Origin of the sequence: Stenotrophomonas sp. CFBP 13725 (genome assembly GCF_014841935.1) — a bacterium.
GTDB lineage: Bacteria > Pseudomonadota > Gammaproteobacteria > Xanthomonadales > Xanthomonadaceae > Stenotrophomonas.
This window is the reverse complement of the sequence record NZ_JACYUV010000006.1, coordinates 170958-186283: the sequence shown is the minus strand read 5'-3', so window position 1 is coordinate 186283 and position 15326 is coordinate 170958. Positions and strand designations below refer to the sequence as shown.

Genomic DNA, 15326 nt, shown 5'->3' with positions numbered 1-15326 from the left:
GGCGAGGGAAAAGCCAGTACCCAAGAACACCGCGCTCGGGCAATCGCTGCACCTGGCTGCGCGACCCAAAGAAAAAAGGTACAGGCTTTTGGCCTGTACCTTAGCTGGTGCGAAGAGTGCCTTCCGGGACTGATCAAAAGGTGATCGTAACCCCGATGGTGTCGGAGTAGTCACCGATCTTGATGTCCTGTCCGGCCTCCGTACGCGGCCCCTTAGTCGGGGCCCATCATTCCGACCTAAGGAGTACTAGCTACTCCTCCGTGCTGCCATCCACTTCCATGCCGGCGTGAGATCGACCCAGTCGAATTCGTCTCCCAGACTACCGTCATCATTGACGATGCGCAGACGTTTATCCTCCTTCGTCACGAACAGCACCTTTCCGTAGGTCTTGGGCGTTCGCTGGGCCTTACGACTAGCGTCCTTGGTACTTTCCTTGGTCTCCACCATCCGAAACTCTGGGGGCTCCCCCAGGGGGTATTCCAAGCAAACGATGAAGTCTGGGTAGAAGTAATTCTTGTGCTCACTTCGCACAACCCGGACGGACCAAGGCTTACGCGACGGGTTGCGGTGCCACCACACGACGTGGTCATCGCGCTCCATCGACTGAATGAACTCCCGCTCCTCCTGATTGACGCCCGCCGACCCATCGATCCCGAAAACCGAGATCGCCCCGCCGGAGTGGGCCAAGGTCTCCTTGAACATGGTCGTCTGGCCTTCGATGTCGAGGCTGTCACGGGCACTCGCAATCGTTCCATCCAGAGGCGGGATAACGCCGTAGAGGTTTTTCTGTGCCTGGTCCAGCGCCTTGCTCAATGGGTAAAGCAGGAACTGGGGCAGCGGCGAGGCACTGCCGATCGTCGAAAATTCCGCAATTGCGTCCTGGACCATCTCACCGATCCGCTGGGCGTCTCGGCGGACGACCCAGCAGGCAGCGTCTCTCGCCAATCGATCCAGCTGCTTGTCGTCCAGTACCGATGAACTCGAATCAGAAGGAGGCACTGCCACATCCTCCTTCAGTCGACCGGCCAGCGTCCCAATGATGATCTTGACGTCGGCGTCTTCCACCTGCGGGATCTTCTTCAACTGGGAAGCCGCATCCCGAGCCAGCGAGCCTCGGTCTGTGATGACCGTGACCTCCTCCGTTCGGATGTTGTCTTCATCCTTGGTCAGCTCGGTGTGGATCTCCTTGTCGCGCAGCAGGTTGTAAGCGGCACGCACTGCAAAGGCGACCTTGTCCTCAGTCAGCGGCAAGTTCATGGCCAAATGCGCCGACACCTTGGCCATGTTAGCCATTGCCGGCCTACTCTCCTGCTGGAACACCGTGGGCGCGCATGGCAGCTTCAAGTTAAGCTTGTAAGCCTTGAGTCCCTGCTCCTTGAGCCGTTCCAGAATTTCTTTTTCATCCGCAGGAACGACTGCGGGCTTGGGCGTGGTATCCACCACCCAGTCTGCCTCCATGATCGTCGTGCCCGTGTCGGCACACGTGTCATTGCCGAACAGGCTAGGTTGAACGGTACCGGTGCTGGGCAGCCCGTCCTCGTCTTCCTCGTCCGGCTCATCAATGGTCCTGGCCGGTGCCGGTTTGGTCCCGTCGTAGAACGCCGGCAGCTGTGGCGAGGTCTTATTGCTGATGACCGTCGCGCCGCTCTTGGTCTGCTTGACTATCATCTGCTCGGTCTGGCCTTCCAACTGGCTCTTGACGGCACCGACCGTGTTTACCGCCGACTGGAAGCCCGCCTGAGCTTCTCCATCAGCCAAGTAGATGAATGCCGTGTCCAAGGACTCGGGGATCTCCTGAGGCTTGGGGAAGCCGTCCCGTACCTGGGGCGCCACACGCATGACGCGCCCGATGAATTGCATGGCGAAGTCAGCGTCATTGACCAGCTTCGTCGATGCCAGAACAAACGCCCGCGGAGCATCGAAGCCAGTGCCAGCCGACTGCTTGAAGATCAGGACTTCCTTGCTGTGGTCGTTGGCGATGGCAGCCATTAGGACCGGATCGGGCTCATCTGACGAATGAACGCCAATGGCCCCCAGGGGCACGCGGCACAGGCGGATGAGATCCTCTCGGGCTTCGTCCACGGTTTTGTCGCCGTTGGCGACCTGAACCAATAGAAGCGGCGTCAGGTCTATCCCCTCGGCCTTGAGGATCTTTTTCAACCATAGGTGCTTCTTCCAAGCCTGACGCAGCACGGTACGCTTAAGGTCTGCAACGGTGGAGATGGTCCGTTGGAGATCGTACTTCACCGCCTCGATGTACTTCTTGTTCAGGCGTGCTTCGACCGCTTCGGCCCGACTCACGACGAATGACGTGCGGGCCTGCTTGCCAGACTGTGCCAGGAACTGGTCTAGGACCGAGTCCTTGGGCGTGGCCGACGCCATCACCATGTAGTCGGGATTAACCCACAGTGCGAACGCGCCAAACTCGGTGCCGGTTTTCAAGCCAATGTGCGCTTCGTCCACGACCAAGCCGATCTTGAGCTTGCGGGCACGCGCCAGCTCTACGAACTCGTTCAGCGCCCGTTGATCGTCATCTGCTCCACTGGAATAGCCGGTCTTGCGGTCTTTGGCACTGGCCACGCCCGCCGCCGTGGATAGCAGCACCATGCCTTTGCTGGGCTCCTGGTTGCGGCCACGGGATAGCATGACGGGGAATAGCTGCCCATCGGCATTACCCAGGATAGCGTCCTCGGTCTGCTGTACCAGGTTCACATAGGGCACGAACCACAGCCACACGGTTTCCTGCGCCGCCGACACCTTGGACAAGGCTCGCACAAGCATGAAGGTCTTGCCCGAGCCGGTAGGAGACCGCAGCAAGACAGGCGGCGAGGGATGGCTTAGAAGGGCAGCCGACAGATTGTTGATGATGTCCTTTTGGAAGCCGATGGGCTCATGACTGGACGTCTGCGCAGCGACAAAATCCATGATCATGCGCGGCCTCCGGCCTGGCCACTGAGCAGCGTCTCCACAAGGCTATGACAGCTGGCATCGACGCCACGAGCGTCCAGCGCCTCCTGCAACGCAATGGGCCGATCGCAATACACGGATAGACGCTGCACGCCATGCGCCTTGGGCCATGCGGATAATTCCTCCACGGCACCTTCGGTGACCTCAGAACATAGAAGAATGTCGTAGTCATCTGCCCTGGCAATGTGCTGAACGAGTCCTTCGTTGAACTCCCACACAGCATGAGCCAGACGCAAACTCAGTAGCGCCGCCGCATTGCTTGTCTTGACCTCAAATGGAAGATCCGCTGCCGCCAGCTTATTGAGCATTAGATAAGCGAACTCCCCACCCTGTTCTACGGTATATCCAGCATTTCCGTTGTACCCGGTGATGACCCGTCGCACGCGAGCGGCGCACACGTCCCTGCAAACATTCTTACCAGGCTCTTTGTCGGTTGCCTCTGTACTTGAGCACAGGATGAAGCGTCGCTGCCCGCCATCTTTGGCGTTCAATTGGAGCAGCGCATGGGCCGTGGTCCCGGACCCCGCAAAGAAATCCAGCACGGTGTCATCCTGCCGCGTCGCCTGTTCCAGCAACCCCTTCAGCAGGCTCAACGGCTTTGGATAGGGGAAAGCCTTCCCGCCGAGAACCGACTTCACTTCCTCGGTTGCGACGCCGCCACGGGTGCTGCGCATAGTGATGACAGCCTCGATGTACTCGTCATCATCGTTAACGTCTTCATTGATACCCGCGATCCAGCTGCTCAATGGCGCCAAGCGCTCTTCTTCAGGGCGCGCGGTCCAGTGCTCCTTGCGGGAGGGGCGTCCGGCTGCAATCGGCTTTCCGATCCAGAAGTCCAGGTCTGGGAGCTCTTCTCGCAGCAGCGGCGTCTTCTTCTTGGGCAGGACCGGCCCCCTCCCCTCTCGGATAGCCGCCAGCAGATCATCCCGGGTGTCGAACCGCATGACATCCACAAGATTGCACGGGGGGAAATAAATCAGCTTCTTCTCGATGAGCTGCTCGATGGTGTCACTGCGCAGTCCATCAAGCGCTGCGGCAACAGCATCCTCATCGTTGTCGAGTCGCTTTCTGATTTCCTTCTCAGATGCGTATCGCCAGACGTTGTCTGGATCGCAGGGATACCAGTACCCGGTCTCTGGATTCTGGATTGGATAGTACGTATTTCCGCGCTCGCTATACGTGTGAGACTTAGTCAGTGGCTGTGGTGACCATTCGCCGCGCTCGTCGTTGTCTGTGTTCCTGAACTTCTTTCGGTCCGTAGGACGCCCATTGAATGCGAACCCAGGATTGGCATAGACCAGCACATGCTCGTGGACATGACTGAACCGTTGAGATAAGTCGTTGCCGGTATCTTTCGTCCGCCAAACCAAACTCCCAAGCCGCCGTCCAGGAAAGACTTCGTCCATCAGCAGTTCAAGCCGAGCCCTATTCTCGTCGTTGATTGACACCAGAATGACGCCGTCGGGTGCCAAAAGCTCCCGCGCAAGCAACAGACGTCGATACAGAAACTCCAACCACTGGGAATGCCTCCACCGGTCAGCCTTTCCGACATAGTGATCGTTGTAGACCCAATCCTTGTTTCCGGTGTTGTAAGGCGGATCGATGTAAATAACGCGGATCCGGCCCGCGTGAGTAGCTTTTAGCAGGCGTAGAGCATCGAAGTTGTCACCTTCAATGATCAGGTTGCGGTGCACGTACTTCTCGCCAGCATTCGTTGGCTTGTAGCTGAGTTCCGGCACGAGTCGAGGCAGAACGATGTCGGCGTTCAACGCCTCATCGTGCTCGATGGCGTTGCGCTCCCAGGTCAAGCCCAACTTCCGCTTGGTGAGGTGCTCCACCAGCAGTCGCCGCAGTTCGGGGGCGCCTAGCTGGCCAAGACGGGTAAGAAGGTCTGTCTGTTTTTCGGTTTGGGTCATGGGCTCGATCTGACTACTTCAGGGCCCCTTTGGCGGGGCGCAGGTTTGTTCATGATTGTCACACAGGGCCTTGGCACGTTCCACGACGGCTGATTGATGGCGTGGATCGTGCCAAGGCCCTGTCTCATCTACTGATTCGCTCATTCCGTACACTGCCATAAACCTCAATGGATCGCCCCATGTCTGGCCGCAAGCACCACTATCTGCCCCAGCTGATCCAACGCCCGTTCGCCTACCGTCAGCGGGGCAAGGAGTTCTATGTCCACGCCCACCATCGGACCCGAGGGCGATTCACTCCCAACACCAGTGGGCTGGGCAAGGAGCTGGACTTCTACGGTGGCCCCGAGGACACGAGCCTGGACGACGCCATCACCCGTGGCGAGGACACACTGGCCGAGACCGTGCAGGCCATCAACCGTGGGGATGCCGTTGCCCCCGCGGACATGGCCACCCTCATCTGCGCTTTAGCCTTCCGCACGAAGTCTATGCGGGAAGCGCTGGTAGCGCTCTTCCCTGCCCTTCTGGAAGCACTTCGCTTGAAGCTGCTCGACCCTATGCGTCTGCGGCGCGACCTCATGGCCAGCCTGTCCGACCCCAAAGAGCAGAAGCGCCTCATCAACGATGAGATCAACAAGCGCTTTGGACATATGCATCGCGAGCAGCGGGCCAAGGCCTACAGCTTCATCACTTCGCAATGGAAATACCACGTCGCGACCAATGAAGCCCAGCTGGTGGCCGAGGCTTGGCAGGTTGCGTATACGTTCCTGGCCAAGGCGCGCGCCGAGGCTGACATCATGGCCAACCGCGCCTACCTGAATGGTCTTGCCAAAGATCCAGCGATGCCCATCCGCGCCACCCACATGGCCAACGATTTGGAGTTTGAAGTAGTCGATGCCCCATTAGGGGAGTTCTTTATCCTGGGCGATTGCGGCCCTATTGCGATGTTCTCCGACGGAAAGCCCAGACTGGTGCTAGCTACCATTTCCAGTGATGTGGCAATCGAGGCTGTGTTCCTTCCGGTTTCACCCACACGCTGCATTGTCGGCCACCTCCCAAGCACGCCGCCGCGCCTCAGCGTGGCTGACATCAACCACATAGGCGCATCGCTGTCCTTGGAGTTCTTCGTCAGCGATCGCGACACAGGTGGCGATCTGGATGAACTGAGGATGTTTATCGGCTCCCTAACCCCGATTGAAACCGAAGACGACATCGTTCGATCATTGATCCAGGACCAAGACTGACCTCCCCTTTCACCTGATAAATCGCACCCGGAAGAACGGCGGATGAGGAAAGGCCCTCCAAAAGGTCCAGCAACGGAGAGCAAACGCTCAGCCCGGCCAGCCGGCCAATCTACCCTCTTGCTGATTGGCCAGTCCATCTAGTATTGAGAGGCCATCGCCACTAACGTCGCCAACACACATGTCCTCACCCATCCTCGCCCTGCAGGGAAACGTCATCCAGGCCTTTGAGAACCCCAACGGAAGCGCCGTTGAACAGCTGCTTCGGGCCGTGAACGAAGGAAAAGTCTCAAACCAACTGGACATGGATCAGGCACCCGGCATCCCGAGGGCTCCCCGCGCGGTTCAAGCCAGTGGAAGTCCCGCATCTTTGGTGCTGCAGGTGGCCCACTTGGAGCTCGTCTGGGCCTTCATCTACGGTTGGATGGTGGTCTACGAGTGGGGCGTACAACGCCCTATGTTGGCAGGCACCTTCGACGGACGTATTCACTTCGACACCCCGCTCAAGGAGCGGGCCGCACGCCTGCTGGACTGGGCCGCAAGTCTCAAATACGGGTACACACCTTGGCCCCAAGGACTGCCGTCCCCAGAGCACCAGCAAGACGAGGAAGAACGCGACCTCTGCCTCAAGGCGAATGGCGTGTTTCAGCATGCGGTAGCCTTCTACCTGTTCCACGAGTTCGCGCATGCCCAGCAAGGCCATCTAGGTTTCATGACAGTAGCCCCTTGCGAAGATCTTGATCCCAACAGCGTCCTGGAAATGGAAAAGGAAGCTGATGATTTCGCGTATCGCATGATCGTGTCGCATGAGGACGACGAAGGCGCACTGCGCAGCAAGGCCTGGCCCATTCTTGCGGCGGTGCTCTCATCGTTCTACCTGATCCACGACCCTCATGAGGTTTACCAGGAGCGCCACCCGCACCTTCACCAGCGGGTGGCCCAGATGCTGGCGAAACTAAATTTCCCGAAAGGCCAAAGCCAGGACTACTACCACTACCTGGCCTCTATCGTGTTGAAACTCAGCATGCAGGGCCCCCTGCTCGTGCTTCGAGACGAGTCTGAGGCCAATAAGCAACCGGAGATATTCGACACCGCTCTCGACGCTCTCGACGCGGAGCTCGATACGTTGGATGGCCATGTGGAGGCTATACGAGCCGCCGCCAGACGAGTCTGAAAATTAGTACCAACAAGGGGAAGCGCTTGAAAACCACCGTAATTACGGACACGGAAGCTCTGTTCGCGGCGTTCCATACGCTCACTCGCACGTCGTCTATCGTTGACCTGTGCGTGGCATGGGCCACTTCAAGCAACGGCCAAGGGCGACACTGGAAGGCCCTAGACTTGGACAAAGTCCGCCGTGCCGTTGTGGGTACCGCCTTTGCCCAATCTGAGCCATCAGCGCTCAAAGAGCTGGCCAACAAGCCTGGTCGCCTCCGACTGATGATTAATTCCGAGGGCACCTTCCATCCGAAGGTGATCTTTGGCAGGAACGGGGATCAGGTCTGCGCCATCGTGGGCTCGGCCAACTTCACGACTGCGGCCTACACGGGGAACACGGAGCTGTCGGTCCTACTGGAAGGTACTGACCACGATCCAGAGCTGGTGGCTATCGAGAGCTATATCGAAGAGCAATGGCGAAAAGGCACCGAGCTCACCACCGAGTGGCTTGCCGAGTACGTGCTGACCTGGAAAGCCGCCAAGATTCAGCGGATTTTGGTGCCCGGTGCCAAGCTTGAGGTCAGCTCGTTGACCGATCTGGAAATGCCGTGGAGCACGTACGTCCAGCTCATCCAGAAGCAGGAAGGTCGCAAGCTGGCCAACGGCACGCCGATCCGCGTGACCGGAACCTCGCCCTCCTACATGGAGGAATTGCGATTGGTTCGAGAGGTCTTCCAGCGCGAGCCGCGCTTCGAGAAACTCACCAAGGACGAGCGCAACCTCCTGATGGGCATCGGCAGCGCGTCCAGCGGATTCCTTGGCTCGATGAAGCCCGCCGGCTACGCCCGCGGCTTGGTCGGTAGCGAGCCGGAGAAGATTGGCAAGATCCTCGATCGCTTACCGCTCGCTGGGCCTGTGACGCTTACGGAAGCAGCAAACCTCCTGAACGAGCTGACCCAGCTCAAGGGTGTAAAAATCGGTGTGACCACGCGCTTCTTTGCGGTAAAGCGCCCTGACCTCTTCGTGTCGGTTAACAACGGCAGCAACCCCCAATTGGCAAAGCTCATGGGCGGTCGGGAGGTCACGTCCGTCAAGCAGTACATCGCCCTCTTGAGCGCGGCCTGGGCCACGGAGTGGCACCGATCCCCCCGACCTACGGACGCCCAAGAGGCAGGCCTATGGGAGCGCCGCGCCGCCCTGCTGGATGCCGCACTGTACGAATCAGTGTGATTAGGCGGGGGCCATGACGTGCGCAACGCTTGGGGGTAGCGGCAGTCATGAATTATGAGCCGGTACGTTGCCGGTCACCCGACATCCATCCCGATACCGCGAGCACCCCAGAAACGGCCCATTGCGGCCGTTCTTCTGTTGGATCACGCCCTGGCCGCAAGCCGGACAGTCCTGCCCCACCACAACACCCTTTTCTAGCCGCCTAACTCGCGGGATCTCGTCATCGGCAGGGTGAACTGAGCGCGTACAGTCACACGCGGGGAAACGCGAGCAACCCAGAAACGCTCCACCTGATCTGGGTACCATGACGCCGCCACAGTCTGGTCGCGAGCAAGGTTCAACGCCCTCTCCATCCACCGGCTCGATCTTGAGATGGTCATTCTTGACCAGCTCAACGAGGAACTGGGATGGCTGCGCCAGCGTTGTGTAGAAGCGCAGCTGCTTCCGGGCCCGGGTCATGGCCACGTAAAACAGCCGTCGCTCCTCTGCAAAGGGGAATGGATCAGGTGCCGGCATGGCCAGTTGCAGCGCTGGATCATCCTGGATCTGGCTGGGAAAGCCATGCGTGCCCTGCAGGACAGTGAGGACGAACACGTATTCGGCCTCCAGCCCCTTGGAGCCGTGGGCGGTCTTGAAGTCGATCGCCAACCGATCCCCGAACTGCTCCTGCCAGCGCTCCAACGTGTGGGGGCGGTCGCGTCGATACCGCCCCAGGAACAGGACGGTTACCCGCGCCCCCTTGGCCGGGACTAGCTTTCCTTCCCCCACGTAGCGATGCATATCCGACAGCTGTTGTTCGATGTAGCCGAGAACAGCACCCTCGTCCTGAAACCCGTACGCCTGCATGGGCGCCTTCTTCAACGGGTTGGTCGTCGTCACCTGCTTTCTGATCTGCGCGGGGTTGGCCTGGACGAATTGGCTTGACACGTCGCACAGGTGCTGCGGACAGCGAAACGTGGTGTTCAGTGTCAGTCGCGTGGCGTAATCGAACGTCATCTCGAACTCGGTCATGACCGAAATGTCCGAGCCTGCGAACCGGTTGATGCCCTGCCAGTCATCGCCCACCACGCACAGATGAGTGGGGACGCCTGGGTTTGCCGCCAGTGCCCGGAGCAGCCTGATACGGGCCCGCGAACTGTCCTGGAACTCGTCGGCCAAGATGATCTGGTAGGGGCTTGCGTAAGCCCCCGACTCCACGTGTCCTGCGGCCTGGATCAGCATGTCCTCGAAGTCGACGTACTGCCCTGCCCGCAGACGTCGCTCCCACTCCTGAGCGATCCGCTCGTAAATGGACAGGTACATGCGCAGACGTGCTCCATACCCGTCCTGGGCTTGTTCGTGGAGCGCCTGCTCCAACTGCGCGTGGCTCAGGCCATTGTTCTTGACGTGCTGCTGGAACACCCGGAACGAACGCGCCAAGTCTGCCTCTTCCACGGGTGGCATCCCCACCCCTTCCCGGGACGGATCGAAGACAGGCGTCACGCCCCGCTCGACGAGGGCCCGTTCCAGCACGGTGATGGACTCGCCGGTCATAAGACCATGCGACGTGGTCTCCACCAACGCCGTGCCCATGTCGGCATGGAGTTGCCGCTTCCACGCTACGCCTTCCAAGTAGCCCTTGAAGTCTTCTGGCGCCTCGCCCTTGGCATTCAGTGCAAAGTGCTCGTGATACAGCTGGGCGTCGGGGTAGTAGAAGTCGGGGAAGTACTGCCGATGGTGTTCGGTGGCGGTCTCGTGTTCATACGCCCGCGCATAGGCATACGCAACACCGTTGTAGAACAGCCAGTTGGCGATGACGCGCTCTTCCTTGCTCTTGACCACATCACCCTGGGCGGTGAGGAAGCCCCGCTTGCCATCGATGTACGCATCAGGCTCTTGCCGCTGCCCCCACTTTCCCACGTCCCGGGCGTAGATGGTGCGGAACTGGTCCCAGTCGCGCTTGAACGAGTCGCTCAGGCCTGACAGCGTCTTGATGATGTTCGACACCTCTCGGATGTCCGCGCCCGGATTGTCAGGGCTCACCCAGGGCGCAAGCGATGGCTTCTTGCCCCTAGCTTTGGCGATGACCTCGATACCGAAGGCATGGAAGGTGTTAGAGCGGACGCGGCCCACGTTCGGTACGTCTTTCAGCTGCTCGGCAATGCGCGATCCAACCTCGTCGGCAGTTGCACGATTGAAGGCCAATAGCAGGATCTGCTCCGGCGTGGCCAAGCCTTCGTGAAGCGCATAGCCGGTCTTGGCCACCATCGTGGATGTCTTGCCGGATCCTGCTGCGGCCACCACCATGACCGCGTCGTCCATGCAAATGCACGCATGGACCTGCTCGGCGGTCAGCGGGTTTTTCTCTACGGTGTCGAAGAACGCCTTGCGCACCATTCGCTGACTAGCCAAGTGTCGCTTATTGTGCTTCTCGAACGCACTGCGAAGCGTGTCCTCCGGCGAGCTGTCCCTCACCGCCTGCTTCCACGTCTTGGTGCGATGCTGGGGCGCCGGATGCTGGATCAGGAAGCGCCGAACCATGCTCTTCGGGATCCAGCGCCCGCCATTGATGACGGCGTCCATGTGACCCCGCCACGCCTTGAAGGCGCTATCGAACTCGGCCTGGGCCAGACGCTCCTGCTCCTGCGGTGGGTCGACGGGTCTGGGAAGAGGGGGGGTGCGTTGAGCAGGAACCAACGTGGTCTTCTTGCACCCGAATATTGTCCACGCCAGCCAGACCGTCCCGAACTGGACGACGCTCAGCCACAGCGCGAACACTTGGAGGATGGTCCAGACGATCCAGAAGGCGACGACCCAGCCCCTGGCCCTGCCCGCCAACGCAATCGAGAAGAAGATGATGGCCTGCCAGACCAGTACCGCAATCGCCATTGCCACCCCATACCCACTGTCCCCGCCCATCGGCTATCTTGCCATGGGTCCCTGGCCACTGATGATCGCCTCATGAGTACCGCCCGCCAACGCTCGGCCGAGAAAGCTGGTTTTCGCTATTTTGAGGTGCCTCTGGCGTGTGGCGCGAATGGCAAGGAGTGGGTGTGCCCACAGCGCGGCGACACCCTCTCGGTGGAGCGAGCCGTACTCTCGCATCTGGAGGGCTATGGCTGGCGGGGCTTCTGGGGGGAAGGTGGCCTGCTGCTCAACCTCATCAAGTGCATGTCGTTCCCTGAGTTGCCGCTGCACCACCGGCTCACGTACGTCGAGGCCATCTACGCGCAGATCATCGCGTTCGAGAAAGAAAAGGTGCCAGTCAAGCACTTGCTCTCGGCCCTCATCGAAGCAACGCCGGCTCAGGTCCAGCGCAACTTCACCCTCATGCTGGATCGTGGCCCCTTCGTCACCAAGCGCAGCTCCATTACCACCACGTCCACTGGCTCCGTACTCGACTTCTTTCCAGGCTTGGAGCCTTGGATGCTGGCGGGGCTTTTCCAGGTGGCCGGCCACGATCTGCTTCACCGCATCGCGTCCACCTTCGCCCGTGATCCCTACGAATACCGTCGTGGCTGGCCAGACCTCACCGTGTGGAAAGATGGGCAGCTGCGCTTCGTCGAAGTGAAGGCACCAGGCGACTCACTGGGCCAGAGCCAGAAGACCATCGCCACCACATTCCGCACTCCGCTTGGCCTAGATTTCTCGCTGGCGGCAGTTGTGCCAGATTGACCCCCGACCAACTGGCCACGCTGGGCCCTCACATGCAAGACAACGGCATCAAGGCTCCCAATACTCACCGATATCCACCCGTCGGAGCCTGCATCTACTGCGGAACCACAAGTGGTCGGCTGACGGATGAGCACGTCATCCCCAAGGGACTGGGGGGCACCCTAGTGCTGCCAGAAGCCAGCTGCGACACCTGCGCGAAGATCACTTCCTTATTTGAACAGCATGTAATGCGCGGCTTCATGGACAGGGGCCGGCAAGCGATGGGAATCAAGGGACGGAAGCAGCACAAGCGCCCGAAGGAAACCGCCCTCACCCAGACATTCATTCAACCTGACAACGTCCTGCTTGAGCAGGAAGTACCTGTCGACCAGGCGATCCGCGTCATGCACTTGCCGGTCCTCCCGCTCCCTGGCTTCCTGGATCCACTTCATCCACCCAGGCCTGACGCTGAGCAAGTCGACATCACCGCCTTCGACACAATCCAGTTCGGGACAGATCAGTTCCAGGCCATCCGGCCGCACTCCGCAGTCGGCGTGCAAATCAAGGACCGCATGGCCATCTGGGACTTCGTTCGCATGCTGGCCAAGATTGCCCATGGGTACCACGTAGCCACGCGCGGCATGTTCCCCTTGGAAGAGAGCCCGCTTGTTCCGATCATCCTGGGCACCCGCCACGATGCCAAGAACTGGATAGGCTGCATCGCAGAGCACCCACTCCCTTTAGATCGTCCGGCGCTTCATCTGCTCAACGATGAGACCCTGGAAGGCGATGGCCAATCCGAATGCGTGGCTTTGCGGATCAAGCTGTTCGCCACCCAGGGAACCGCCACGTATATCCTCGCCTCCCGCATTCGATATCTCTCCACCGGCTGATTACATGCCGATTTCCTGATCCCATCTCGGTGGTCTAGGCGGCTCGGGTGCTGTCGGTAACCTCGGCTGCGTCGGCAACATACCCGGCCGCTTTCTGGGCGCTGGTGCGGGGTTTCGCATGGCTTCGGGGTCGACACGCGTAGACACCTCCCGGTCCGGGAAGCGGGAGGTCTCCCAGTCGATGTCTTCAAGCGCCACGGTGGAGCCAGCACCCAGCACAACCGTTTGCCTCTCTATGCCAGCCAGCTGCTTCTTGATAGCCACGCTCTTCCGTCGATCACGTTCTATCTTTCGCCGCTGGCGCTCGGCTAGCCGAGTGAAGAACACTTCCTGGTCGGCCATGACCTGCCGCGTCTTCTGCCAGCTGACATCTCCGACAGGCGCCGGCGTCGGCTCAGACTGGGTAGGCTCTGGCGCCGGGCGGGCATGTTCCAACGGCGTACCGATGTCATTCAAGCTGATCTGATTGCGTTCCAAGAAAGCAAGCCGCCGGTACACCGCCCGCTCCCGCATTGTGGAAATCCGCGTCGGGGCGTTGCGCAGATCCTTGTCGCGCTTGGCCGCTTCGCTTCCGCCGATGTAGAAGTCATCCAGCCACGTCCTCAACTCTTTGCTGTGCCTGTCCTTGTGCTTCTCAGATGCCAGCGTCAGCACGGCCTTTCGCTCCTGCAATTGCTTGAGCTCCCGCATGGCCTTATCGTACTTCTTCTTCAACGACGCCTCGAGGTAGGGGTCATCGCCGCCCTTCATGTCCTCGTAGCGTTGGATGTCACCGTCTGGTGCCTCCAAGGCTTCCAACCGGCCTGACACCGCCGCACCCTCTTCCAGGCAGCGCTCCTGCCACATGGACACCCATCGACGCAGGTTGTTCAGATGCCACGCGTGAACCTCGGCCGCCTTCGCGTCACCTTCGCGCTGCGCCTTGGCCAGCTCCTTGGTCCTGACTTTCGTCTTCATAAAGCTATCGTCGGCCCGCCAACGCAGAATGCGTTCAGCGAAGTACGCCACTGGCAGCAGCTGGAACTGCCCGTTCTTGGTGTCGTGGAAGCGCACCTGAGAGCCGCGCAGGCCAGTCGTGGGATTTTTCTCGTCGGGACTGGGCGCAATCCACACCCAGGACACCAGCCGCAGGTCCAACTCTTCGGGCGAGCAACTGTCATACCAGCGGAGCTTTGCGCTTTCGTTCCGGCGCGCTCCCCGCAACAAGGTCAGCAGGACGTAGTCCACCCCCACGGCGTTGTGGCCGTTCTGCATATCCCTTCGTCCCACCAGGGCTTTGAGCACCATCGGCAGCGTCTGATTGCCAGTATCCGCAGTATCAGTGCCCAGTGGATTGCGGACCTTGGCATTCTCGTAGTGGTCGGCCAGCTCGCGCGAAGACCGGTAGCGTTCCAGCTCGTACAGAACCTCAAACGGGTTGTAGGCGATGGCCGCCTTACGCTCTGCCTGGGTGGCGGCCTTACGCTCGGCCGCGATCACCCGCGCCACCGCCCTGGACGCATTGCCCATGGTCTGCTCAGTGGCCGTCAGCCCTGCCGAGTACGCCAGCTCTACCGCCTTGCCGGTGAGCCCCCGAAGCACGAGTTCTTCTCGCGACAGGTCCCACCACTTACCCTTGGCAGTCAACCAGTCTTTCAGCTCGGGCTTCAAGCGGTTGGACAGCAACATGCACGAGTGTCGCAGCTTATTCCAGGCGGCCAGGATGTCCTCATCCTTTAGATCCACAATGGCCCTGTCCGCCAGCCCGACATCCTCGCGCTGCAAGCGGGCCAGCGAATCCTTGACTCCGTCAACGCCGCCCGCTTTGGCCTTGCGCCGCTTCACCCGGTCCTCCAGATGAGCGATATAGTCCTTCAAGGCCTCTTCGACGGTCTTGCCTCGTGCACGCTGTCGGGCGGCTTCCGTGTGTACACGCTCCCGCGGATCTTCCCCGGTCTGGCGGATATGGTGGCGCTGCGCCCCGGCTAGCTCATGCGCGCGGGCCAGCGTGAGCTCCTGGACCGACCCCAAGGCCAGCCGGCGCCGCACGCCATTGTGCTGGGTGCGCAACTCGTAGAACGCCCCCATTGGGCCAACGTAAAAGCCAAAGCCCAGCGGAGCACCGGGGGTTGCATCCCCGAAGCGGTAGGGCTTGCCGGTTTCATTGGGCACAAGAACAACGCGCCCGGCCACATCCAGCTGGAGACGTTCGGCCATCGTTAGTGAACGCAATTGAGCCTGAGTCAGGCGATACTTCTGCAAGGCAACTTTGGCCATGGTTCGCGTCTCTCGCGTGGCTAAGTGATGGTCCA

At 60.3% G+C, this 15326-nt stretch carries 9 protein-coding genes; 5 read left to right on the top strand and 4 right to left on the bottom strand.

Going from position 1 to position 15326, the window contains the following annotated elements:
- Positions 1-246: 246 nt before the first annotated feature.
- Both IFT65_RS12680 and IFT65_RS12675 read right to left on the bottom strand, forming a co-directional pair.
- Complete coding sequence (locus IFT65_RS12680; RefSeq protein ID WP_192081728.1) at positions 247-2931, bottom strand: DEAD/DEAH box helicase family protein; 2685 nt, start codon at positions 2929-2931, stop codon at positions 247-249.
- Entirely contained in the window at positions 2928-4883 is a 1956-nt protein-coding gene (locus IFT65_RS12675; protein ID WP_192081727.1) for a site-specific DNA-methyltransferase, read from the bottom strand. The genes IFT65_RS12680 and IFT65_RS12675 overlap by 4 nt, the downstream gene beginning before the upstream one ends.
- Before the next feature lie 179 nt (positions 4884-5062).
- Between IFT65_RS12675 and IFT65_RS12670 the strand changes: the two genes are divergently transcribed.
- From IFT65_RS12670 to IFT65_RS12660, 3 genes are all read left to right on the top strand, one after another.
- Complete coding sequence (locus IFT65_RS12670; RefSeq protein ID WP_192081726.1) at positions 5063-6124, top strand: DUF4238 domain-containing protein; 1062 nt, start codon at positions 5063-5065, stop codon at positions 6122-6124.
- Between the two features lie 178 nt (positions 6125-6302).
- Positions 6303-7295, top strand: coding sequence for a phage exclusion protein Lit family protein (locus tag IFT65_RS12665; RefSeq protein ID WP_192081725.1), 993 nt, complete (start codon positions 6303-6305; stop codon positions 7293-7295).
- Between the two features lie 26 nt (positions 7296-7321).
- Positions 7322-8509, top strand: a complete 1188-nt coding sequence (locus IFT65_RS12660; protein ID WP_192081724.1) for a phospholipase D family protein — start codon at positions 7322-7324, stop codon at positions 8507-8509.
- Positions 8510-8554: 45 nt separating this feature from the next.
- Here the strand turns inward: IFT65_RS12660 and IFT65_RS12655 are convergent, their stop codons facing one another.
- Entirely contained in the window at positions 8555-11377 is a 2823-nt protein-coding gene (locus IFT65_RS12655) for a UvrD-helicase domain-containing protein (protein ID WP_192081723.1), read from the bottom strand.
- Positions 11378-11449: 72 nt separating this feature from the next.
- Here IFT65_RS12655 and IFT65_RS12650 point away from each other — a divergent pair, with 72 nt between their 5' ends.
- Together IFT65_RS12650 and IFT65_RS12645 are read left to right on the top strand one after the other, a co-directional pair.
- Positions 11450-12163: a VRR-NUC domain-containing protein gene (locus IFT65_RS12650; RefSeq protein WP_192081722.1), complete on the top strand. Its 714-nt coding sequence runs from the start codon at positions 11450-11452 to the stop codon at positions 12161-12163.
- Between the two features lie 32 nt (positions 12164-12195).
- Positions 12196-13035, top strand: a complete 840-nt coding sequence (locus tag IFT65_RS12645) for an HNH endonuclease (protein WP_192081721.1) — start codon at positions 12196-12198, stop codon at positions 13033-13035.
- Here IFT65_RS12645 and IFT65_RS12640 read toward each other — a convergent pair whose 3' ends face one another.
- Entirely contained in the window at positions 13036-15291 is a 2256-nt protein-coding gene (locus tag IFT65_RS12640) for an Arm DNA-binding domain-containing protein (protein WP_192081720.1), read from the bottom strand. It lies immediately after the preceding gene.
- Positions 15292-15326 lie beyond the last annotated feature (35 nt).

What these genes read in the sequence shown, in the direction of transcription:
- IFT65_RS12680 (WP_192081728.1), bottom strand. Translation starts at nt 2,931, where the DNA reads ATGATCATGGATTTTGTCGCTGCGCAGACGTCCAGTCATGAGCCCATC.
- IFT65_RS12675 (WP_192081727.1), bottom strand. Translation starts at nt 4,883, where the DNA reads ATGACCCAAACCGAAAAACAGACAGACCTTCTTACCCGTCTTGGCCAG.
- IFT65_RS12670 (WP_192081726.1), top strand. Translation starts at nt 5,063, where the DNA reads ATGTCTGGCCGCAAGCACCACTATCTGCCCCAGCTGATCCAACGCCCG.
- IFT65_RS12665 (WP_192081725.1), top strand. Translation starts at nt 6,303, where the DNA reads ATGTCCTCACCCATCCTCGCCCTGCAGGGAAACGTCATCCAGGCCTTT.
- IFT65_RS12655 (WP_192081723.1), bottom strand. Translation starts at nt 11,377, where the DNA reads ATGGCGATTGCGGTACTGGTCTGGCAGGCCATCATCTTCTTCTCGATT.
- IFT65_RS12650 (WP_192081722.1), top strand. Translation starts at nt 11,450, where the DNA reads ATGAGTACCGCCCGCCAACGCTCGGCCGAGAAAGCTGGTTTTCGCTAT.
- IFT65_RS12645 (WP_192081721.1), top strand. Translation starts at nt 12,196, where the DNA reads ATGCAAGACAACGGCATCAAGGCTCCCAATACTCACCGATATCCACCC.
- IFT65_RS12640 (WP_192081720.1), bottom strand. Translation starts at nt 15,291, where the DNA reads ATGGCCAAAGTTGCCTTGCAGAAGTATCGCCTGACTCAGGCTCAATTG.